This is a genomic window from Anaerobium acetethylicum, from assembly GCF_900096945.1.
GTDB classification, from domain to species: Bacteria; Bacillota; Clostridia; order Lachnospirales; family Lachnospiraceae; genus Anaerobium; species Anaerobium acetethylicum.
Genome location: NZ_FMKA01000001.1, coordinates 631002 through 654609, shown reverse-complemented (window position 1 = coordinate 654609; position 23608 = coordinate 631002). Strand labels below are relative to the sequence as shown.

The 23608-nt window shown below is 44.0% G+C and carries 14 protein-coding genes and 1 other annotated feature; of the genes, 12 read left to right on the top strand and 2 right to left on the bottom strand.

Features of this window, described 5'->3' with window-relative positions:
- Nucleotides 1-11 precede the first annotated feature (11 nt).
- Both BJR36_RS02910 and BJR36_RS02905 read left to right on the top strand, forming a co-directional pair.
- Nucleotides 12-3341, top strand: a complete 3330-nt coding sequence (locus BJR36_RS02910; RefSeq protein WP_091229782.1) for a discoidin domain-containing protein — start codon at nt 12-14, stop codon at nt 3339-3341.
- Nucleotides 3342-3356: 15 nt separating this feature from the next.
- The gene (locus tag BJR36_RS02905) at nt 3357-5798 is read left to right on the top strand and encodes a DUF4214 domain-containing protein (RefSeq protein ID WP_091229780.1); all 2442 of its coding nucleotides are present in this window, start codon (nt 3357-3359) and stop codon (nt 5796-5798) included.
- A 207-nt stretch (nt 5799-6005) separates the two neighbouring features.
- On the opposite strand, the gene gnpA is transcribed toward BJR36_RS02905, so the two are convergent.
- A complete protein-coding gene (gene gnpA, locus BJR36_RS02900; RefSeq protein ID WP_091229778.1) occupies nt 6006-8162 on the bottom strand; it encodes a 1,3-beta-galactosyl-N-acetylhexosamine phosphorylase in 2157 nt (718 codons plus the stop codon).
- 253 nt (nt 8163-8415) lie between these two features.
- Nucleotides 8416-8684, top strand: a binding site (T-box leader).
- 205 nt (nt 8685-8889) lie between these two features.
- On the opposite strand from gnpA, the gene BJR36_RS02895 reads away from it, so the two are divergent.
- The 9 genes from BJR36_RS02895 to BJR36_RS02855 all read left to right on the top strand — a co-directional run bounded on the left by BJR36_RS02895 (nt 8890) and on the right by BJR36_RS02855 (nt 20836).
- On the top strand, nt 8890-10107 hold the full coding sequence (locus BJR36_RS02895) for a pyridoxal phosphate-dependent aminotransferase (protein ID WP_091229776.1): 1218 nt from the start codon (nt 8890-8892) through the stop codon (nt 10105-10107).
- Between the two features lie 281 nt (nt 10108-10388).
- The gene (locus BJR36_RS02890; protein WP_169823571.1) at nt 10389-13154 is read left to right on the top strand and encodes a DUF4214 domain-containing protein; all 2766 of its coding nucleotides are present in this window, start codon (nt 10389-10391) and stop codon (nt 13152-13154) included.
- Nucleotides 13155-13190: 36 nt separating this feature from the next.
- Nucleotides 13191-14375: a DUF3810 domain-containing protein gene (locus BJR36_RS02885; RefSeq protein ID WP_091229771.1), complete on the top strand. Its 1185-nt coding sequence runs from the start codon at nt 13191-13193 to the stop codon at nt 14373-14375.
- 200 nt (nt 14376-14575) lie between these two features.
- The gene (locus BJR36_RS02880) at nt 14576-14995 is read left to right on the top strand and encodes a zf-HC2 domain-containing protein (protein WP_091229769.1); all 420 of its coding nucleotides are present in this window, start codon (nt 14576-14578) and stop codon (nt 14993-14995) included.
- Nucleotides 14988-17624 carry a DNA polymerase I gene (polA, locus tag BJR36_RS02875; RefSeq protein ID WP_091229767.1) on the top strand — a complete coding sequence of 879 codons (2637 nt, stop codon included), beginning with the start codon at nt 14988-14990 and terminating at the stop codon, nt 17622-17624. Before BJR36_RS02880 ends, polA begins: the two co-directional genes overlap by 8 nt.
- 82 nt (nt 17625-17706) lie before the next feature.
- Nucleotides 17707-18297: a dephospho-CoA kinase gene (gene coaE / locus BJR36_RS02870; RefSeq protein ID WP_091229765.1), complete on the top strand. Its 591-nt coding sequence runs from the start codon at nt 17707-17709 to the stop codon at nt 18295-18297.
- Nucleotides 18298-18365: 68 nt separating this feature from the next.
- Nucleotides 18366-19163 carry an MBL fold metallo-hydrolase gene (locus tag BJR36_RS02865; protein WP_091229763.1) on the top strand — a complete coding sequence of 266 codons (798 nt, stop codon included), beginning with the start codon at nt 18366-18368 and terminating at the stop codon, nt 19161-19163.
- Nucleotides 19164-19179: 16 nt separating this feature from the next.
- Nucleotides 19180-19452 (top strand): ACT domain-containing protein, encoded by a 273-nt coding sequence (locus BJR36_RS02860; protein ID WP_091229762.1) that lies wholly within the window; start codon nt 19180-19182, stop codon nt 19450-19452.
- A gap of 19 nt (nt 19453-19471) precedes the next feature.
- The gene (locus BJR36_RS02855) at nt 19472-20836 is read left to right on the top strand and encodes a PFL family protein (RefSeq protein WP_091229759.1); all 1365 of its coding nucleotides are present in this window, start codon (nt 19472-19474) and stop codon (nt 20834-20836) included.
- A 162-nt stretch (nt 20837-20998) separates the two neighbouring features.
- On the opposite strand, the gene BJR36_RS02850 is transcribed toward BJR36_RS02855, so the two are convergent.
- On the bottom strand, nt 20999-22264 hold the full coding sequence (locus BJR36_RS02850; RefSeq protein ID WP_091229757.1) for a nucleotidyltransferase: 1266 nt from the start codon (nt 22262-22264) through the stop codon (nt 20999-21001).
- A gap of 228 nt (nt 22265-22492) precedes the next feature.
- Here BJR36_RS02850 and pta point away from each other — a divergent pair, with 228 nt between their 5' ends.
- Complete coding sequence (pta, locus tag BJR36_RS02845; RefSeq protein ID WP_091229754.1) at nt 22493-23488, top strand: phosphate acetyltransferase; 996 nt, start codon at nt 22493-22495, stop codon at nt 23486-23488.
- Nucleotides 23489-23608 lie beyond the last annotated feature (120 nt).

The following is a 23608-nucleotide window of genomic DNA, read 5'->3' as shown; positions in this document are numbered from 1 at the left end:
GGAGGAAAAAAATGAAAAAAAGGATATTATCCATGATCTGTGCAGTTTCCATGCTCTGTTCGTTGAATGTTTTTTCAACAGTAGCGGACCCTGTTTATGCACAGGAAACAGTTTCCACAGGTACTACTTATTATATAAGCAGTATTGACGGGAACAATCAGAATTCAGGTACCAGCGAGAATAGTGCCTGGGAAACTTTAGACATGCTGGGAAAAGTAGTGCTCAAATCGGGGGATAAGGTATTGCTTGAGTCAGGTTCTGTCTTTAATGGTTTCATTCACATGAAAAATGTAAGCGGTACAGCATCTGCTCCCATTATGATCGACCAGTACGGTACGGGGGCAAAACCGGTAATCAATGCAAAGGGACAGGGGATCTGGTATCAGGATTATGTCCAGGCAATGGACAATTCAGGCCATCGTTCAAAAGGCTATGTCTCTTCTGCAATTCTTCTGTATGACTGCGACTTTGTTGAAATCCGTAATCTGGAAATCACCAATGAAATCACAGATCCAGCCCAGGAATGGAACAGATTTGACGACAAGACTGATGAAAGAATGGACAGGACAGGTGTAGCCGGTATTGCTAAAAATGGCGGAACCATGGACCATATCTACCTGGAAAATCTTTATATTCATGACGTCGATGGTAATCTGGAAGACAAGCATATGAACAATGGCGGGGTGCAGTTCAATGCTTTGAAACCGGATGATGAGTCGGCTACAGGAATTGCAAGATTTAATGACTTCAAAATGAAGGGATGCTACGTGAAAGATGTGTCCAGAGCAGGCGTATGCCTCGGATATACTTATAACCATGCAAAATTCAATGGTTCAGTACTTGCCGATGAGGTGGTAGGAAAATATGGACATACCAACATTCTGTTTGAAGATAACTATATTCAGAATCCTGGTAATGATGCCCTTGTTGTAATGTATTCCCTCAGACCGATGGTGCAGAGAAATGTATCAGACGCAGCAGGATCTGATCTGGATGATAATTATGCAGGTTACTGGCAGTCCTTTAGTGCTACGATCTGGCCATGGAAATGTAAGGATGCCATATTCCAGTATAATGAGGCATTTGATACCGTGGGAACTGGCAATGGAGACGGACAGGCCTGGGATGTCGACTGGTCAGATGGTACCATATTCCAGTACAACTATAGCCACAATAACGGAGGCGGAGCTTTCCTGATCTGTCTGAATGAGGCTTACAGGGGTACATTCCGCTATAACATTAGCCAGAATGACCTGAAAGCGCTTATAACATTCCAGGGAAATCCGAATGCTAAAATATATAACAATGTATTTTATGTAGACGGGGACAGGGCGACCAGGATCAATCATCCTGATGCTGGAAAGAGCAGCGGCTCAGGCGAACTCTATAACAATATCTTCTATAACACTAGTACAGCAAACCCTAATGATGCATGGGCTGGTTCTGGCGGTACAAAAGTATATTCCAACAACCTTTACTTTGGATATACGTCCACACCTTCAGGGGATGCAGCAGCTGTAAAAGCAGATCCTAAATTTGTGGATCCGGGAAAAGCGCCTGTTGACACTACTGGACTTGTTGATTCAGCTTCAGCATTCAGCGGATACAAAATCCAGAATGATTCACCAGCAATCAACAAAGGAAAATATATTGCAAACAGTGGTTCAAAAGACTTTTTTGGCAACGCTGTCGGCTTGGTTCCAGATATCGGGGTACATGAAACGACAGTAGCTGATCCTGCTGTTGCAGGTGTTTTCTCGGATGTATATACAATTGGGACAAATGAAATCACAGGAGTCAGAAAATCTGTAACTGCTGATGCTTTCAAGGCAGGGTTCAAACATTCGGCCGGAGTATCTTTAAATGTATTAAGCAATGGAACTGAAATTGCCGGTACTGATCTTGTCACTCATGGAATGGTACTGAGAGTAAATGAAAGCGGAACTGTAAAAGAGTATACGATCAGGTTTGATGCAGGAGCAACTACCTATACCTATACAATGGGCAGCAATTCTGTTTCAGGTGTTGTGAAAAATACGACTGTTGACAACTTCTTATCAGCATTTGAACATGCGGATGGCGTTACCTTAAGCGTGTATAACGGAACCGAACAGGTAACCGGCTCTGTATCTGTGACCTCAGGTATGGTATTGAAGGTATCAGGAAATGGTTCAGTGGCTGATTATACAATCAGCGTAATTCCAGTAAGGGTTGAATATCCGGTTACCGGAATGACTGCCACAGCTGGAAGTATACAACCTGATGCAGAAGCAGCAAAAGCATTGGATCAGAATGCAGGAAGCTTATGGCATACCAACTGGAATGGCTGTACAATGGATCAACGCTGGATCACGATAGATATGGGAAGTGCAAAGAAGGTATCCATGCTGAAATATGTACCTAGAACGACCCAGCTTAATGGTGTGATTACAGGTTATGAAATCTATGTAAGTACAGATGGAACTAACTTTACTAAAGTTACAACTGCAAACAGTACATGGGCTCTTGATAATACAGAGAAATATACATACTTTGATGAAACAGTATCAAGATATGTGAAGCTTAAAGCAACGTCCACATCAGGTGATTATGCAAGTGCTGCAGAAATCCGTCTTGGTTATACAGAAGATCCGGTTGTTCTGGGTGTTTCCTCTGATGTATATACAATTACAACAAGCGAAATCATGAGCAAAAATTCTGTATCAGATGTCGTGAAAAATACAACTGTTGAAAACTTCCTGGCAAATTTCACTTGTGAAGATGGAGTTGCCTTAAGCGTTTATAACGGAACTGAACAGGTAACTGGTTCAGCAGCTGTAACCACTGGTATGGTGCTGAAGGTGTCTGAAAACGGTTCGGTTGTCAATTACACAATCAATGTAACTCCTGCAAGGGTAGAGTATCCGGTTGCCGGAATGACTGCAACAGTAGGAAGTGCACAGACGGGAAGTGCAACAGAAGGAAATGGAAACCTTACTCTGGATGATAATCTGGGAACCATGTGGCATACTGCATGGGCAGGATGTCAAAGACAAGACTGCTGGATTACCATTGATATGGGAAAAGAGCAGACGGTATCCATGTTAAAATATGTTCCTCGTACAAGCAGCAAAAATGGGCTTATCACAAAGTATGAAATCTATGTCAGCACAGATGGAACGAATTTTACAAAGGTATCAACAAAGAATAATATCTGGGCTGATGACAATCAGGTCAAGTATGCTGAGTTTGATGCTGTGAATGCCAGATATGTAAAATTATTTGGTGCAGAGACCGCCACATTAGAAGCAGGTAAAATTTTTGCAAGTGCTGCAGAAATACGTTTGGGATATACAGAATAGGAGGGAGCGCAAAAAATGATGAAAAAGATTATTTCTACTATAATGTCAGTGGCAATGCTTATCTGTGCGCTGTCACCTATGGCAACTAACAGCATTACAGCAAAAGCAGCTGAAACAGCAACAGGAACGACTTATTATGTAAGTACATTAAACGGTTCTGACCGTAACAGCGGCACAGATGAAGATCAGCCATTCTACAGTCTTCAGAAAATCAATGACATAACACTTCAACCAGGGGACAAGGTTTTGCTTCAGGCAGGCTCCGTATTTACAAACGGCTATCTTCACATTAAGGGAAGCGGTTCTGAAGAAGCACCTATCCAGATTGGAAAGTATGGAACAGGAAATGATCCTGTCATTGCGGCCAATGGACAGGGAGTATGGTACCAGAACTACAAAAAATCCCTGGATTCCTCAAGCCACAGATATAAAGGCTATGTATCCTCATCAATTCTTCTCTATGATGTAGAATACATTGAAATCAGTGATATTGAAATTACAAATGATGATGTGTTTTCGGGCGTCAACTACAGCGAACTGACGAAAATGAACCGTACAGGTGTAGCGGCTGTAGCAAAGGATAACGGAACACTGGACCATATTTACCTGAACAATCTTTATATACATGACGTTGACGGAAATGTTTATGACAAGCATATGAATAACGGCGGAATTTACTTTACCGTATTTAAGCCGGACAACGATACTGTAACCGGTGTTGCAAAATACAATGACGTTAAGATTGAGAACTGTCATGTGGAAAATGTCAGCCGATGGGGAATTGCGGTTGGCTATACTTCTTATTATGACAAATTCAGCGCTACTGCAATCCCTGATTCTGTAAGTGAGACTTATGGCTCCACAAATGTTGTAATCAGGAACAACTTTGTAAGTGAAGTTGGTGGCGATGCCATTACCACAATGTACTGCCACAGACCACTAATTGAATACAATGTATCAGATGGAGCAGCAAAAGAAATAAATACCACGATCTACAGTGCAACCGGCTCAGGCAGGGTCGCAGCGGCAATCTGGCCATGGAAATGCAAGGATGCGGTATTCCAGTACAATGAGGCATATGACACTTATACGAACCAGGATGGCCAGGCATGGGATGCCGATTCCGGAGACGGAACCATCTACCAGTACAACTACAGCCATAATAATGGCGGCGGATGCGTCATGTTCTGTGTCGGACAGGCTTATCAGTCTGTATTCCGTTATAACATCAGCCAGAATGACCTTGGAGGAACTTTGAATCTTCCAAGCCATCCACTTGCCAAAATCTATAACAATGTATTCTATATAGGCGAAGGTACACCGTTTATCAGGAATGGCATGACCGGCGGTACTGCAACTGTTGAAAATAATATTATCTACAATGCAGGTGCCAAAAAGACCGAGGACTGGATTAAGAACTGTAAAATGACCTACAGCAACAATATTTACTATAATTACAACAATACACCTGTGGATGCTGCAGCAATCACAGCAGATCCTAAATTTGTAAATCCAGGTTCAGGACCAACACAGCCTTTGACAGGAGGGCTTGTTCATTCAGGCTCCAGCTTCTCCGGTTATAAGCTCCTGGCAGGTTCGCCAGCTCTTGGTGCCGGTAAAGTCCAGGCGGATAACGGAGGCAGGGATTTCTTTGGAAACACACTTGGAACTACAGTAAATATAGGCGCTTATGAGGGAGCAGGTTTAAGTGAGGCTCCGGAAATGACTAAAATTCAAAGCTTTGTATCCAGGCTCTATACAGAAGTATTGGGAAGAGATGCAGAAGAAGAAGGAATGCAGTATTATGACGGACTTCTGACAAGCGGCAAACTGACAGGTGCAGACACAGCAAAAGGATTCTTCTTCAGTGATGAATTCAGGAACAGAAATCTGAGCAACGAAGCATACACAGAGGTGCTCTACAGGACACTTATGGGACGTGACTCGGATACGGACGGAATGGAATACTGGCTCAACTACCTGGACAATGGCGTGACCAGAGAATTTGTGTTCCGGGGATTTGTAGAATCGATGGAATACACGGAGATCTGTAGCGATGCAGGAATTGTAAGAGGAGACTATGCACTTCCTGGATATGTGAATCAAAAGCCGGAACTCACCATGTTTGTGAACAGGCTGTATGCAAAGGCCCTGGGAAGGACGCCGGAGGAAGGCGGACTTGAATACTATGCACGGGAAATCAGCGAAGACAGGGTAACACCAGTCCAGGCTGCACAGAATTTCATCTTTTCTCAGGAATTCAAGGACAAAAAGCTTGACGATTCTCAGTATGTAAAAGTCCTCTATCAGACTTTTATGGGAAGAGAATATGATGAGGCAGGATTGAACTACCATGTAGACAGGATGGAGAAAGGCGTCAGCCGGGAGGATATTCTTTTGGGATTTGCTTATTCGCCGGAATTTGAAGACATAATGAGCGAATTCGGTTTAGAATAAATTATTTTTCCCAGAAATGATCAAAGAACGAACCCTGCAAAAGGACAGTTGTAAAATAACCGTTCCTTTTGCAGGGTTCGTTTTATAGAAGTGTAAGAAGAAAGCCGGCATATTCCCAGAAAGGGATTGCCGGCTTGTTTTGAAAGGTGGTTGTTAACAGGCGCATTGCCTGCTCGATGGGAAATAAAGTCTTTTTGTATAATAAAATCAGATTTCGACCCAGCGCATTTCCATTGGCTCCATATCGAGGCTTACTTTTAACTCGCCTTTGATATAAAGGTCCGTTTTCTGAGGGTCTTTGGAATTGTTGATTACAACAACTTTGCCGGCGTCTTCAAATGCACCGACTTCTGTATCTACGTTGGTCACATAATATTTTTTCATTTCATCTTCCATGCCTGCTGCATAGTAGATTGCCCTGAGAAGGATTCTGCAGTTCTGAGGAGAATAGGGAAGGCCTGCAAAGTAAACGCTGCGCCCTTTTCCGTATGTATTTGTAACCAGGCGGCAGTATTTCTGATCCATGTTGAGAACCTGATAGTTTTCGCCCTGCGCATAGATGCTGCTCTTGCCTTCACCGAAATCAATCTCATTTTCGATATCTTCCAGAATGAAGTGTTCCGGATCTAAGGTGTTGTACTTATCGGTAATAAGTGAAAACCCTAATTCCCTGTCAACCCCAAGAATGTCGCTTAACTGGAAGAACTTGCCCTGGTGCTGGATTGCGGAAGGTTCGCCTACACCGATAAAGCCGCCACCGTTGTCTACGAATTCACGAAGTTTTGTTACAACAGTTTCATCCAGCCAGTTTTCATGTCCGGTCCAGGAAGTCATTGCATCGCCTGCATTGATGATGACTTTGATATCAGGATCGATACCATTTCTTACCTCGTCGAAGTCGATAAATTCAACATCGATCGGCATACCGCTGAGACATTCGATAACACCGACATAGGAGTAGATTTCACGGTGCCAGATAGCGTGGTGGACCTGGTTTGCCATCCATCTTCTTAAGTTGCCCCAGCAGTTCAGGATTCCAACTTTGAAAGGAGCAGTGTGGCATTTTGTTCCATTGACTTCTTCATGGATCTGTCTGAATTCGCCAACTACCTTCTGGATCTGGTCGATGAAACCAGGCCATTTTGTTGCAAGGCTTAAGTATCCGCCATATCCGATACGGTCAAGAGGGGATCTTAAGATTGCCCTTCTTGCTTTCATCCAGTTATCCTGAGCCTCACCGATCGGGTCTCCGCCTTCAGTAAATACATCCGGGAAGAAGTATGGAAGTAGACGTCCTTCAGTATATTTAACACCTTTGATATCGGAGATCATACGAAGGGTAACGCCGTCACCAACTGATCCAACCACTGCATCAAGACCGATATTTGCAAAGTATTTTCCGAAGGGTTCTGTTCCAATCCAGTGGTCTCCAAGGAACATCATTGCTTCTTTTCCGTAGCTGTGTACGATATCAACCAGATCTTTTGCGAGTTTGGATACTTCGATCTGCTGGAATTCAATGAAATCCCTGAATTCTTTTGAAGGAACACGGAAGATAGAGTTGTGGTATCCCTGGTCAACGATGAATTCAGGACGGAATTTGTATCCAGCCCATTTTTCGAACTGTTCAAGGATATATGGACTTACACTTGCGCTGTAACCGAACCATTCCACGTATTTTTCACGTTTCTGTTCATCGAAGGTAAGAGTAAACTGATGGAAGAAAGTTGTAAAACGAACTACGTTTACTTTAGGATTCTCTTCACACCAGCGTTTCAGTTTTTCTTTTACATAAACCTGGGTCTTAGGCTGACGAACATCAAATGTAAGCTGATGAGGTACGTCCGTCCAGTCGTTAGTGATGAAGTTGTACATATGAACAGGGTCCCAGATGATGAACGCTAAAAAGGATACAGTGTATTCATGGTATTTCACGGACTGGATGACAACTTCCTCGGTTTCTGCATCCACTTCCCATTTATCTGTGGGAACTATTTCGCCGGTAGTTCTGTCCATAACTTCCCACCAGCGTTTTGGATCGTCGAGTAAGTTGATCTTCAGCTGTTCGGTATAGAACCCTTTCATAGGTTTGATTCGGAGAGCAGTGTCTTTCGCAGTAACCCGTTCGCTCATTACATATTCCTGCTGGATTTCCTCAGGATTTTTTTCTGCCCATTCATTGTCTTTTCTTGTAGTATAGTATGTTGCGTAGATCTTACCGTCACATTCAAGTAATTCTTCGGGCATATTTGTGCCGTCACAGTCGCGGAGTGCATCCGCATCAAGAAGTTCCTTGAGGCGCAGTGTTTCGTCAATCATATCTATATCAGTAGGTAAAGTAAGCCGGCCGCCAATTTTTGACATTGTTTCAATTTCCTTTCTGCTTATAATATTTTCAATCGTATTTCCAATTATATTTTACAGCCCGATGTGTTTCAATTCTATTGTTGCTTGGTTTATTAGATATCTTGCTTTTTATGTTTTTGCTGCTAAAAGAGCAGATAAACACTGGAATGAATCTACAAAACACAAAAGCAAAGAATTAATTTTTTTTATGGCAAGTGCTTCAAACTATTTGATTCTTGACAAATGTGCGCATTTAAGTTATTCTCATATTTAACAGGCAATGAAGAAGAGGAGTACATATTTTTGAAAGCAAAGAGACGGGATGGCTGGTGTGAATCCTGGTGAAAAAAGTATGGAAGCAGCTTCCGAGCTATGGACCGAACGTCATATATTGTATGGCAAGTAGACTTCATCGGATATCCGACCGTTATCCCGGGTACAGTATAAAACGATATGTGAATCGGCATATTTTCGTACTGAATGAGCGCAGAGTTCTCTCTGAATTTAGGTGGTAACACGGATGAATCATTCGCCCTAAACTAACATAGTTAGTTTAGGGCGTTTTTTAATTTATAAGAAATTCCACGAATTTCCTGTGAATTGAAAACGCTCCGGGAGGAGGCGCATGACGCGCAATAAGAATATGCCGCAGAAGCGACTGCGCGTCATGCGAGAGTTTCGCAAGCGAAGCCATTTGTATCGATATATTATATGAGAAATGAAGTGAAAGAACAGGAGAATGAATATGAGGACTTTTGAAAAATCAAGTAAACTGGAGAATGTATGCTACGATGTCAGGGGACCTGTCGTTGACGAAGCAGACAGGATGATTGGACAGGGAATGGATATCCTGAAGCTGAATATCGGCAATCCGGCTCCGTTCGGATTTGATGCACCGGCAGAAATCATAGATGATATGATAGCGAATTTACGGAATGCACAGGGCTATTCTGACTCAAAAGGTATTTTTGCTGCAAGAAAAGCAATTATGCAATACTGTCAGCTGAAAAAGATACCAAATGTAGGAATCAACGATATTTATACTGGGAACGGCGTCAGCGAATTGATTGTTATGGCAATGCAGGGGTTATTGAACAACGGAGATGAGATTCTGATTCCGTCCCCGGATTATCCACTATGGACAGCTGCTGCGACCCTTTCAGGAGGCAAGGCGGTACATTACATCTGCGATGAGCAGTCAGAATGGAATCCGGATATCGAAGATATGCGAAAGAAGATTACCAGCCGCACCAAAGGAATCGTCGTGATTAATCCGAATAATCCGACCGGTGCATTATATCCAAAAGAAATACTGGAGCAGATAGTAGACCTGGCTCGTGAAAAAGACCTGATTATTTTTGCAGATGAGATTTATGACCGCCTGGTAATGGATGGCGCAGAACATACGGCTATCGCTTCTCTGGCGCCAGATCTGTTCGTAGTTTCCTTTAATGGACTGTCGAAATCCCATAGAATCGCAGGATTCAGGGCTGGATGGATGTGCCTGAGCGGAGACAAGTCAAAAGCCAAAGGGTACATCGAAGGGCTGAACATGTTATCCTCAATGCGCCTTTGTTCGAATGTGCCTGCACAATATATTATTCAGACTGCGTTGGGAGGATATCAGAGTTCAGATGAGCTGCTGCTTCCGGGAGGAAGGATATACGAACAGCGGGAATTTATTACAGAACGTTTAAACAGCATTCCGGGAATTTCCGTGGTGAAACCTAAAGCGGCATTCTATATTTTTCCGAAAATTGATATCAAGAAATACAGGATCCATAATGATGAGAAATTTGTTCTGGATTTTCTCAAAGAGCAGCACGTCCTGATGGTTCATGGCGGCGGATTCAACTGGAAGCAGCCTGATCATTTCCGCATTGTATACCTGCCGAGAGTCGATGAATTGAAAGTGGCAATGGACAAGCTGGAACTGTTTTTAAGCACCTACCCGGGACAGTAAACTGTACTTATGCTGACGGCTTCTGTAAACAACAGAGGCTGCCGGCATTTTTTTTCAAAACAATATTTGCAAATACAAATTATCTGATTAAAGACGCAGAAAGCGTTTGTTGACTAATTAGTGAGAAAGCGTATAATCTGATTATAAAGATATCGATTTAGAATCCCTGTCCTGCGAGATATTTTATGCTGGTTTTGCATGAAAACAAGAGTTCAGCAGGCGTAAAATTCCAGGGTCCTTTTTTTATGTTTCATAGGAAATCCTTCGGGAGGTGCATGAATGTGAAAAAATCAGCTCATCTAATTCAAACGGCGTTGATAACAGGCGTATTGTTGATGGTGTCTATGATCCGGATGTTCTCAGGAAATGTTTGGAACGGTATTGGATATGAGGAAACCGGCAATATCATTATTACTGACAGCGGGACAGAAAACCATACAGAACCAGATGCAGCGGAAGCATCTGGTTCGGGACAGAATTATGGCTATATAGATAATGGATTGCGTATTGACAGGGTAGAGGAGAACAATGGGCTGCTGCGTTCTTCGACGCCGTCAGGTTATGACCTGAGGAATTCCGCCGGAGCCAGTTATGTGACGCCGGTGAAGGACCAGGGCATTTATGGGACTTGCTGGGCTTTTGCTGTCATCGCAGCGGCAGAATCGAATCTGGTCAAGACAGGCCTGAAAGACAGCAGTATAGATCTGTCAGAGTATCATCTGTCCTATTTCCACTATAACACCGTTACAGATTCATTGGGCGGCACTGCGGGGGATTTTGTTCTTCTCCTGAGCGCTGACAAGTATCCGTATCTCACAAAAGGGGGGGATTACTTTTCGGCGACCTATACCCTGGCAAAATGGATCGGATTTGCAGAGGAATCCATATCCAGATATCCAGATGCAGCAGGCACGCCGCAGAAGCCTGACAATGGGATTGCATACAGAGATGCCGCACACATGCAGAATGCCTATTGGATATCGATGGAAGATAAAGATATTATAAAGCAGATGATTATGACAAGAGGGGCGGTCGCAGTATCCTATTATCACAATTATAAGTATCTGAACAGCGCAGCAAATTCCTATTATTGTTTCGACCCAATAGGCTATGCGAACCACGGGGTTGTGATTGTGGGATGGGATGATAACTATCCGAGGACAAATTTTACGGTACAGCCTGCAAGCAATGGAGCCTGGCTAATTAAGAACAGCTGGGGCAGCAGTTTCGGCGATCAGGGCTTTTTCTGGATTTCCTATGAGGATTCGGTGATGAAGACTTCAACTGCTTTTTCATTTGAATCGGAGAAAGCGGATAATTATGACTGCAATTACCAGTATGACGGAGGAGTGAGCACTGCGTACATGGAGTTTACGGATACATGTATGATTTCAAATGTCTTTTCCGTGCATGGAAGCAGTGGAAATGATGAGAGTCTGCAGGCAGTATCATTTCTGCTGAAGTCCGTCAATACTGAATACAGGATACAGATTTATAAAAACCCGATGGATGAGGCAAACCCGGCGAGCGGAACAAAGATGCTGGATATTCCGCAAACTGGAACTGCCCTGTATGCGGGCTACCATACTGTGAAGCTCCATAAGCCGGTCATTCTTGGCTATGGCGACAGATTTGCTGTTGTGATTGAATTGAAAAAGACAGGAGGAACAGTCTCGTTCTGTTATGATTATGATAACAGCACAAACCTGTGGATCGACTACAATGCATATTCAGAGAAAGGCCAGAGCTTTTACAGCAGCAATGGCGGATTGGTATGGACTGATTTAAGTGCAGGCGGAAAAGCGAACATCCGGCTAAAGGCATTTACAGCGATTGCGGATAAAATCGATATTGCAGGTGCAACCGTCGATCCTATTGGCAGCCGGTTTTATACCGGCAGTCAGATTACTCCAGAGGTGACGGTAAGATATGGGAAAAATATGCTGATAAAAGATGTCGATTATACAATCTCTTATAGCAACAACACTGCTGTTGGAACAGCAACCGCAGTCCTTACAGGCATCAGAGGCTATATGGGAACCAAAAGCGCGGAGTTCCAGATTGTTCCGGTCAGGACAACCGGGGTGGGGCTCGATATCACAAGCACGACAATTGGGACTATTGGTACATCAGTACAGCTGACGGCTGCCATATCACCGGCAGATGCTACTGACAGGCGTCTTGTCTGGTCATCGGGAGATTTGGAAATTGTGGTGGTTGATGACACGGGCAAGGTTACAGCGGCTGCAAATGGAAAGACGACAATCACTGTGACCACGGTTGATGGCGGATTTACAGCTGCCTGCGAAGTATCTGTGAATGACAGGATCATAAGTTTCGTGGAGAGGCTGTATGAGAAGGTTCTGGAACGAATACCTGGACGTGATGAGACTGCCTATTACTGGAGTACGCTGAAGGATGGGAGCAGAACTGGTGCAGAGGTCGGATGGGGCTTCGTCTTCAGTTCGGAATGCAGGAACAGGAATCTGAACAATGCCGGCTATGTCGGCATGCTTTATGAGACTTTTCTGAACAGGCAGCCGGATATGGAAGGAATTGAATATTGGACGGGCCTTCTGGATAATGGAGTCTCCAGGGAATATGTGTTTAAAAAATCCGTTGAATCGGAGGAATATGAGGCCTTATGCAGCGCCAGTGGAATTGTAAGAGGATACATCATTCTTACAGAGCCCGGAAACCAGAATGCAGAACTGACAATGTTTATCTGCAGTTTGTATCGGGAGATTTTGGGCAGAGATGCTGAGAAGGAAGGGCTTAATTATTATGCAGGAGAAATCCTCGCAAAAAGGATGACTCTGGTAGAGGCATCAAAAAACTTCATCTTTTCGCCTGAATTCGAAAATAGAAAAGTGCCAGATACAGAGTATGTGAAAATATTGTACAGGGCATTTATGGACAGGGAGTTCGATCAGCCGGGTCTGGACTTCCATATGAAAAGGATGGAGGACGGAACAAGCAGGGCTGAGATTCTTGATGGTTTTGCTTATTCGCCGGAGTTTCACAGTATCGTGAAAAAGTTTGAATGACAGGACGGGACAATAGAATTGGATAGCAGAAAAAACATGAAAAACAGACATACGAGAAGAAACACAAACAGCACTCAATTTCAGAATGAAAACCTGAAGATGGAGGCGGTATTCATTGTATCATGCCTGGCCGCAGGGGTAATGCTGCTCCTTGCTTCAAGGCATATAGAAGGATTTGCCCCATGGTATACGGACAGGGTATATCCTTTGTGGCTCAATACGACAGGCCGGATTTTTTCGCTTTTCCCATTTTCGGCAATTGAGGTTTTGATTTTGGGAGTGACGGGATATGCCTTATTCCGATTGGCCGGGCAGCCTCTTTTGGCAGCAATCAGAAGAGGAGGCCGCGGTCGCGGAAGATGGACAGAGCCTGGCGGGAAAAAGCGACGGGGAATTTTTAAGGCAGGTTTGAATCTGCTGCGGGCGGCAGCGGTACTGTTCCTTCTTTTTATCCTTAATTGCGGCATTAACTATAATCGGAACACATTATCGGAAGAGACTGGAATAGCAGCAGCTGCGTATACAGCGGAAGAATTGGAGCTGCTGTGCCGGGAACTGGCTGAAGACGTAAACCATTGGTCGGGTAAGGTTGCCAGAGACAGCCTGGGGGTGTGCGAAGTCACTTGCGATATCGAAACGGCTGCAGTTGAAGCAATGCATACGGCCGGAGAGAAATATGCGGCACTGGCAGGCTATTGCCCAAGGCCAAAAGGTCTTCTGCTTTCTGAAGTCCTTTCCTATCAGCAGGTCAGCGGCATTTTTTCGCCGTTTACAATAGAGGCAAATTATAATGCTGATATGGTGCCTTACAACATTCCTTTTACGATCTGCCATGAGCTGAGCCATGCAAAGGGCTTTATGCGCGAGGATGAGGCTAATTTTATCGCATATCTTGCATGCACCTCCGCAGATCATCCAGAGTTCCAATATAGCGGTGCGCTTTTGGCCTGGATTTACAGCAGCAACCAGCTCAAAAAAGCGGATCCTGCGGCATATGACGAGGTGTATGGTTTGCTTGAAGAGGCAGCCATAGCAGATCTTGAGGCAAACAGCCTGTTCTGGAACAGATATGAAGGGACTGTGGCTGAAGTCTCGGAGAAAATGAATGACGGCTATTTGAAGGCAAACTCCCAGGCTGACGGAATTGCAAGCTATGACAGAATGGTGGAGCTGCTTGTATCCTATTACTTCAATCAGCCTTCAGCCTCTTCCGGACTATGATACGAGGCAGCTGCCAATGTTTTTTGTACCTATCCCCTCAAAAAGGTTTAAATATCCCCCGAATTAGTGTAAGATGTAACTTATCAGCAGAAAAACAAGCGACGGTGCAGCCGTCATTTGTATTACTATGATAAGTTACTGACAGAACGGAATTCTGGAATTACAAGAGAAGCATATGAAAAGATGATGGAGGCATTTGGATGATCTGCACAGAATCGGAAAAGCTGGTTATACCATATATTAATAATGAATTGAGCGGCAGAAAACTGGAAGAATTCATGAACCATATAAAAACCTGCAGTGCCTGCTATGAAGAACTGGAAATCAATTTTACGCTTTTTGCAGCAGTATGGGAATTAGACAATAATCCCAATGCCAGCTATGATATCAAAAACATGTTTCTTGAAAGGCTCCGGCTGACTGAAAAAAGAATAAAAAGACTCAGGAAAATAAATGTATTATCACGTATTGTAAAAATAACGGCAGCAGCAGCTATTGCATTTACGCTGTTTGCTCAGGCAGCAGCGTGGACGGAGGACGGAATCCTGGAATCCGGCAGAAATATTCTGTTTGAGTTTGCTGACATGAATAACATCGAAGGTGGAGATAAGAATGAATGATAAAAAAATAGTGTTGATAGATGGAAACAGCATATTGAACAGGGCGTTCTACGGTCTTCCGGATCTGACAAATTCAGAGGGGCTCCATACGAATGCAGTGTTCGGTTTTCTCAGCATTCTTTTCAAGGTGCTTGATGAGGAACATGCAGACCATCTTACGGTGGCCTTTGACAGGAAGGAGCCGACCTTCCGTCATGAAATGTTCGGGGATTACAAAGGAACAAGGAAAGAAATGCCTGAAGAGCTGAAAGAACAGGTTCCCGTGATGAAGGAAGTGCTGAAATCCATGAACGTGCCTGTAATAGAAAAGGCCGGCTACGAGGCAGATGACCTGATTGGAACCATGGCAAAGCGGGCCGAAGAAGAAGGGTATCAAGTATCCGTCGTTTCAGGCGACAGGGATCTCCTGCAGCTGGCGACGGACAAAGTCAAAATAAGAATTCCCAAAACAAAAAAAGGCAGAACGGAAGTGGAGGATTACTATGCAAAAGATGTTCTGGAGGCTTATCAGGTATCTCCTGTACAGATTATTGAACTGAAAGCGCTTATGGGGGACCAGTCGGATAATATTCCGGGCGTACCGGGAATTGGTGAAAAGACAGCCACAAGGATAATTGCCGAGTACGGAAGCATAGAGAATGCTTTTGGGAATGTGGCAGATATAAAACCAAACAAAGCGAGGGAATCCCTTCAGAACCATTATGACATGGCACAGATGAGCAAGAAGCTTGCCACGATCAAGACAGACTGTGAAATTGACTACGATTTCCAGGAGGCTGAAATCGGAAACCTGTTTACGGAGGAAGCCTACAGGCAGTTCAAAAGACTTGACTTTAAAAATTTCATGAGCAGATTTGAGGTGGAGATTCCGGCAAACAGGGTAGAAGGATACTTCCATAAAATCACAGGATTTAATGAAGTAGAAGAGCTGTTTGCAAAGGCTTTAGAGGCAGAAACAGCAGGATTCCAGTTTGTTGAACAGGGGGAACTCTTTGGTGCTGCCATTGCTTTCGGCGATAAAGATATCTGCTTTGTACAGGCACAGGGATTTGTGACAAAAGAATATATTATAGATAAAATACAGAAGATTCTTGATACGGTTAAAAGGGCTTCATTTATAAATCTGAAAGAAGCTTTGATTTATATCAGTCCTGCTAATGAAGGGACGCTTTTTGATGCGGGAATCGCCGCATATCTTCTTAACCCTTTGAAAAACAGTTATGAATATGAAGATTTAGCCAAGGAATACCTTTCGCTTCTGATTCCGTCAAGACAGGATATGCTTGGAAAGCTGTCATATGAGAAGGCGGAGGAGGAAAAACCGGAAGCATTCCTGAACTGTGTATGTTATATGGCCTATGTCGCCTATGCCGCAGCTGGAATTCTGGAGGAAAAACTGAAGGAGACAGGAATGGAGTCCCTGTTCAGAACTGTAGAGATGCCTCTTGTCCAGGCAATTTACGATATGGAAACAGCAGGAATCCGGGTTGATAAGGAACAGCTTAAGGAGTATGGAGATGCGCTTCAGGTCAGAATCGAGGAGCTCGAGAAGGAAATCTATGAAGCAGCAGGAGAACAGTTCAATATCAATTCTCCGAAGCAGCTGGGGGAAATCCTTTTTGAACGTCTGAAGCTGCCGCATGCAAAAAAGACAAAAACAGGTTATTCGACTGCTGCTGATGTGCTTGAGAAGCTGGCTTCAGAGCACAGCATAGTCCCCATGATTCTGGAATACAGGCAGATTACGAAACTCAAATCCACCTATGCAGACGGACTTGCCAATTATATCAGCGAAGATGGAAGGATACACGGAAAATTCAACCAGACAATTACTGCAACGGGAAGGATCAGCAGCACGGAACCTAACCTGCAGAACATACCTATAAAGATGGAGCTGGGAAGGCTTATCAGAAAGGTGTTCATTCCTGAACAGGATTATGTCATGGTGGATGCAGATTATTCTCAGATCGAGCTCAGAGTGCTGGCGCATCTGTCAAATGATGAAAGGCTTATAAAAGCTTACAGTGATGCGAAGGACATTCACAGAATCACGGCCTCCCAGGTGTTCCATACTCCTCTTGATGAGGTTACGCCTCTGCAGAGAAGCAATGCGAAAGCAGTTAATTTTGGAATCGTTTATGGAATCAGCTCCTTTGGGTTAAGCCAGGGCCTCAGCATTTCAAGGAAGGAAGCTGGCGAGTATATCAACCAGTACTTTGAGACCTATCCGGGAGTCAAGAAATTTCTCGATGAGGCAGTTGAGAATGCCAAGGAAACCGGATATGTAACAACCATATTCGGCAGGAGGAGACCTGTTCCCGAACTGAAATCCAGCAATTTCGTACAGCGTTCTTTTGGTGAAAGAGTGGCCATGAATTCCCCGATACAGGGAGCGGCGGCAGATATAATAAAGATTGCCATGGTAAATGTCAATAAAAAAATCAAGGAACGGAAGCTGAAGTCAAGGCTGATCCTTCAGGTACATGATGAACTGCTTGTGGAGGCCCATAAGGACGAGGTCGATCAGGTCAGGGAAATCCTTCTTTCTGAAATGTCCGGAGCGGCAGACCTTGCGGTGCCTCTGGAAATTGATATGCATACGGGTGACAGCTGGTATGAGGCAAAATAAGATGCCGTTTTAGTAATGTCAGAAACAGGGAACAGGACTGGATGGCTGCAAATAAATACTTGAAAATGGTGGTTGAGTGTATATGAAAATAATAGGAATCACAGGCGGAGTCGGATCAGGAAAAAGCCTGATACTGGATTATTTCCAGCAGAAATACGGTGCAAAAGTAATCATTGCCGATCAGGTGTCCCATAAGCTGATGGAGCCGGGAACACGGGGGTATTATGAAATTGTTGAATTTTTTGGAAGCGGCATCCTGAATAACGACATGACCATTAACCGGGAAAAATTGGGGAAAATTGTATTTGGAGATAAGGGGAAGCTTGACAGACTGAATGGAATCATGCATCCTCTGGTTAAGGAATTCATCGCAGAAGAAATAAGGAGCGAAAGAGCATCCGGCAAGGACAGGATGGTGATCATCGAGGCTGCGCTGCTGATTGAGGAACATTATGAAGTTCTGTGTGATGAACTCTGGTATATCTACAGCGATGAAGAAACGAGAAGGGCCAGGCTGAAGGCTTCACGGGGATACAGCGAAGAAAAGATCAGCAATATTTTCCTGAACCAGTGCAGCGAGGAGATGTTCAGACAGCACTGCCAGGTTGTAATTGATAACAGCGGGACTGTCGAGGAGACTTACAGGCAGATTGACGAGAAGTGCAGGCGGTAGCGGAATCGAAACATGTTTTTTGATAATGATGAAACTCAGCAGAAAAATGAAAGTAGAAGGAAATAAAAATGAATTTATGTAGTATAACCAGCGGAAGCAGCGGGAACTGTATATATGCAGGATCCGACAATACCCACATTCTTATAGATGCCGGCATCAGCGGAAAAAGGATAGAAAACGGTCTGAATTCAATAGGGCTTAAGACTTCAGAGATGAAAGGCATCCTGGTCACCCATGAGCATTCGGACCATATAAGCGGAATCGGAGTTCTGGCCAGAAGACACGGAATTCCAATATACGGAACAAGAGGGACGCTGGCAGGCATTGCAGCCTCAAAATCCGTCGGAGAGGTGCCTGAAGACTTGTTCAGGGAAATAGAGGCGGATGTAGATTTCTGTATAGATGATCTTGTAATCAGCCCATTTACAATTTCCCATGATGCGGCGGAACCTGTTGCATACAGGGTATCTCATGGGACAAAATCAGTGGGAGTAGCGACAGACCTTGGAAAATATACAGATTATACTATAGACAAACTAAAAGGTTTGGATGTATTATTGTTAGAAGCCAATCATGATGTGAATATGCTGCAGGTGGGCAGTTACCCTTATTATCTGAAGCAGAGGATATTGGGCGACAGGGGCCATCTGTCCAACGAATTGTCAGGACGGCTGTTATGCGAGTTGCTGCATGATAACCTGAAATCAATTCTGCTGGGGCATTTGAGCAGGGAAAATAATTATGAAGAACTTGCTTATGAAACAGTGAGACTGGAAATTACAATGGGCAACACGCCTTATAAACCGGGCGATTTTCCAATCAGAGTGGCAAAAAGAGATTGTGCATCAGAATTAATTGCAGTTTAGAAGAGGAGACAAAAGTATGAAGAAAACAATAATAACGGTTATAGGTAAAGATACAGTTGGAATTATAGCAAAGGTATGTACATATCTTGCGGAAAACAATATCAATATTCTTGATATTTCTCAGACTATCGTACAGGATTACTTCAATATGATGATGATCGTTGATATGAACGAATCCCCTAAGCCTTTTGGCGAAGTTTCAAAAGAACTGGATCAGATTGGTGAAGAAATCGGTGTTAAAATAAAATGCCAGCATGAAGATATATTCAACAAGATGCACAGAATATAATCAGGGAGAACAGAATATTATGATAAATATGTTTGAAGTCAATGAGACGAATAAAATGATAGAGCAGGAAAATCTGGATGTCAGGACAATCACAATGGGCATCAGCCTTCTGGACTGTGCAGATTCGGATCTTTCGGAAGTAAACAGGAAAATTTATGAGAAAATTACACGTCTGGCAAAGAACCTTGTGTCGACAGGCGCTGAGATAGAAATGGAGTATGGTATTCCAATCGTCAATAAGAGGATTTCCATAACCCCGATAGCACTGGTAGGTGCCGCAGCCTGCAAAACATCTGAGGATTATGTGACGATAGCGAAAACCCTTGACAAAGCGGCAAAAGAAGTGGGAGTAAACTTCATCGGAGGCTATTCTGCATTGGTTTCAAAAGGAATGACGGAAAGCGACCTGCTTCTGATCAAATCAATCCCACAGGCGCTGGCAACGACAGAAAGAGTCTGCAGTTCGGTAAATGTAGGATCCACAAAATGCGGAATCAATATGGATGCAGTGAAGCTTCTTGGTGAAATCGTCCTTGAAACGGCTGAGATGACAAAAGAAAGAGACTCTCTTGGATGTGCAAAGCTGGTCGTATTCTGCAATGCGCCTGACGACAATCCTTTCATGGCGGGAGCTTTCCATGGCGTGACGGAAGCAGAATGCATCCTTAACATCGGCGTAAGCGGTCCTGGCGTCGTCAAGACAGCCCTTGAAAAAGTAAGAGGGGAAAATTTCGAAGTGCTCTGCGAGACGATTAAGAAAACAGCATTTAAAGTAACGAGGGTAGGACAGCTTGTTGCACAGGAAGCATCAAGAAGGCTTGGAATTCCCTTTGGCATCATCGACCTTTCTCTGGCGCCGACTCCTGCAATCGGGGACAGCGTTGCCGGAATTCTCGAAGAAATCGGGCTTGAATATGCCGGAGCCCCTGGAACGACTGCAGCCCTTGCGCTTTTGAACGACCAGGTAAAGAAAGGCGGCGTTATGGCTTCTTCTTATGTAGGGGGATTAAGCGGTGCATTCATTCCGGTCAGTGAAGACCAGGGCATGATTGATGCAGTGCAGGCAGGAGCCCTTACTCTTGAAAAGCTTGAGGCAATGACCTGTGTCTGTTCCGTCGGCCTTGATATGATCGCAATTCCGGGTGATACGAAAGCATCCACGATTTCTGGAATTATGGCAGACGAAATGGCAATCGGCATGATTAACCAGAAGACCACTGCCGTGCGTCTGATACCTGTAATCGGAAAAACAGTAGGAGAGATTGTTGAATTCGGCGGACTGTTAGGCTATGCTCCTATCATGCCTGTAAACCAGTTTTCCTGCGAGGCGTTTGTGAACCGTGGCGGAAGAATTCCAGCACCTATCCATAGCTTCAAGAATTAATAAGTGAGAATGGCCATGCTTAAGGCCTTATAAACAAGCAGAAGCATCCCCCTGGTGAGTATGAGAACTCATCAGGGGGATGCTTTTTTAAAATTCACAGGAAACTCCACGAATTTCCCGCAAATTAAAAACGCTCTGCCAGGAGGCTCATGAGTCTGCCGGCTATATCCGGATGACTTCCCTGGTATATTCGTTTATAAAGGCAGAAGAGAATTTATCCGCAGCCACAGAATTGTAGATGTCAGAAGCAAGCATGTCCTGTCTGAGCATTTTCATGCCGAGAGGGGACAAAACCCTGTCTGCCTGGGCTGGTTTTGTGAGGAGCTGTGCAGACCCCCTTTCTTTTATCGTGCCAAGGAGGGCAGTGGAGTTTTTCCTGAAGCCCAGCATCCTTGCATATTCCATATAATCCTCCGATATGAATGACCTGACGTCTTTCTCCCTGATGTCCAGAAGTATATGTATGAAAGACCTTGTTATTCTTGAATGGGTAACTTCCCGGCTTTTGAGAAGAGAGGCGAACTGGCTGAAACTGGTGTAGCGGTCCAGGTTGTTGTATATTCTTGCAGCCAGATCCCTTGAAACATCCAGGCATTCGGCTATATCCTCTCCGCGGCTTCGCTTCAAAAGCAGCTGGTACTTCAAAAGTGCAGAAAAGTCATCTTCAAAGATCGGAAAAGAGTTCATGTGCATGTGTTCGAGAATTTTAAAAACGGACTCAGGGACATGTCCGCGTATCACTCCAATCTCCTTTTTCTGTAAAAGGCTGTTCCGTATGGATGTTGCAGAGCAGATTCTGCCAGCAATCTCGGCATCGTGATAGCCGCTGCCAATGCGTTTTATTGTGTATGGCACAATACTGCTTTTTCGCTTGATAAGGGCTTTGATATATTCAACGCCGAGGATGTTGTTCGGATTAGAAACAGTATCCTCAAGGGCAGACTTCTCGATGCGCGAGAAATACGGATCAGATGAAAGATAATCCATGAGGGCTGCAGACCTTGCGGAGGGGAAAGACATCCCCGATTTCAGTTTTAATTTCAGCCGTTCTTTATAGCCCTCGGGCTCGTCCGCCAGAATATGGGCGATTTCCGACAGAAGGCCGGCATCTCCGCATTCGCTTCCGAAACACAGCGAGTCTGTGATGCCCAGTTTGTCAAGCGCTGCTATAGCACCGGAAGAAAAAAATTCAGCGCTTCCAGTGGAATAGCAGACCGGGAGCTCTATGACAAGGTCAGCGCCGTTTCTGAGTGCCATTTCTGCACGCTCCCATTTGCCTGTTATGGCAGGGACGCCGCGCTGAAGGAAATTTCCGCTCATTACTACGACTGCAAAGTCTGCCCCTGTGATTTTCTTTGCTTCCTCCAGATGGTAAAGATGACCGTTGTGAAACGGATTGTATTCGGTTATGAAGCCGACTGTTTTCATGGATTTCCTCCTTTGTTGCTGCCTGATAAAAAGAGGCAGCTGCTATTCTCAATCCTTTATGGATAGTTTAGCATTTTTTTGATGCAATTACAAATGAAAGGAGCATAGGAAAAAAGGGGGTAAGAGCAGTGAGTTGTTAAATAAATAACTAATGAAAATGGTCTTGTATACAATAAACATTTAGTTTATAATGGGTTTATTGATAAGAAAGAAAGGAGTCATAAAATCATGGGATTTATTGACGAAATTAAAGTAAGAGCCAAAAGCAATAGACAGACAATCGTATTACCAGAAACTGAAGATCGCAGAACATATGAAGCAGCGGCTGAAATTTTAAATGAAGATATCGCAAATCTTATCCTGGTAGGAAAGAAAGAAGACATCGAAAAAGGCGGCGAGGGCTTAGATCTTTCTAAAGCAACTATTATAGATCCAGCTACCTCGGAAAAAACATCAAGTTATATCGAACTCTTAGTAGAATTAAGAAAAAGCAAAGGAATGACAGCTGAACAGGCTGAAGCACTCTTGTTAAAAGACTACTTATACTACGGCGTTATGATGGTTAAAGCAGGAGATGCAGACGGTATGGTAGCTGGTGCGTGCCATTCGACAGCAGATGTATTAAGACCATCTTTACAGATTCTTAAAACGAAACCAGGTACGAAGTTAGTGTCTTCTTTCTTCGTTATGGTAGTTCCTGATTGCGAATATGGTGCAGATGGAACATTCGTATTTTCAGATGCAGGACTCTGCCAGAACCCTACTGCAGAAGAGCTTGCAGCAATCGCAGGATCATCAGCTGCATCATTCGAACAGCTTGTTGGTAAAGAACCTGTTGTAGCTCTGCTTTCACACTCGACAATGGGAAGTGCGAAACATGCAGATGTTGATAAGGTAGTAGAAGCAACAAAAATCGCAAAAGAAACATATCCTAACTTTAAAATTGATGGAGAATTCCAGACAGATGCAGCAATCGTTCCAAGCGTTGGACAGTCTAAAGCACCTGGCAACGAAATCGCAGGAAAAGCAAACGTTCTTATTTTCCCTGACTTAGATGCTGGAAACATCGGATACAAACTGGTACAGAGGCTTGCAAAAGCAGAAGCCTATGGTCCAGTAACACAGGGTATATCAAAACCTGTAAACGATTTGTCAAGAGGATGCAGCGCTGAAGATATCGTAGGCGTAATCGCAATTACGGCAGTACAGGCACAGAACATGTAAGTAACTGCTCTATGGCACCGATGAACGCCGAAAGGGCTGTGCTGTAAGGTTTGAAAATGGAAGGGCCGATCATGAGAATCAGCTCTCTTCTAAGAATAATATATTAATCAGTTAAACCAG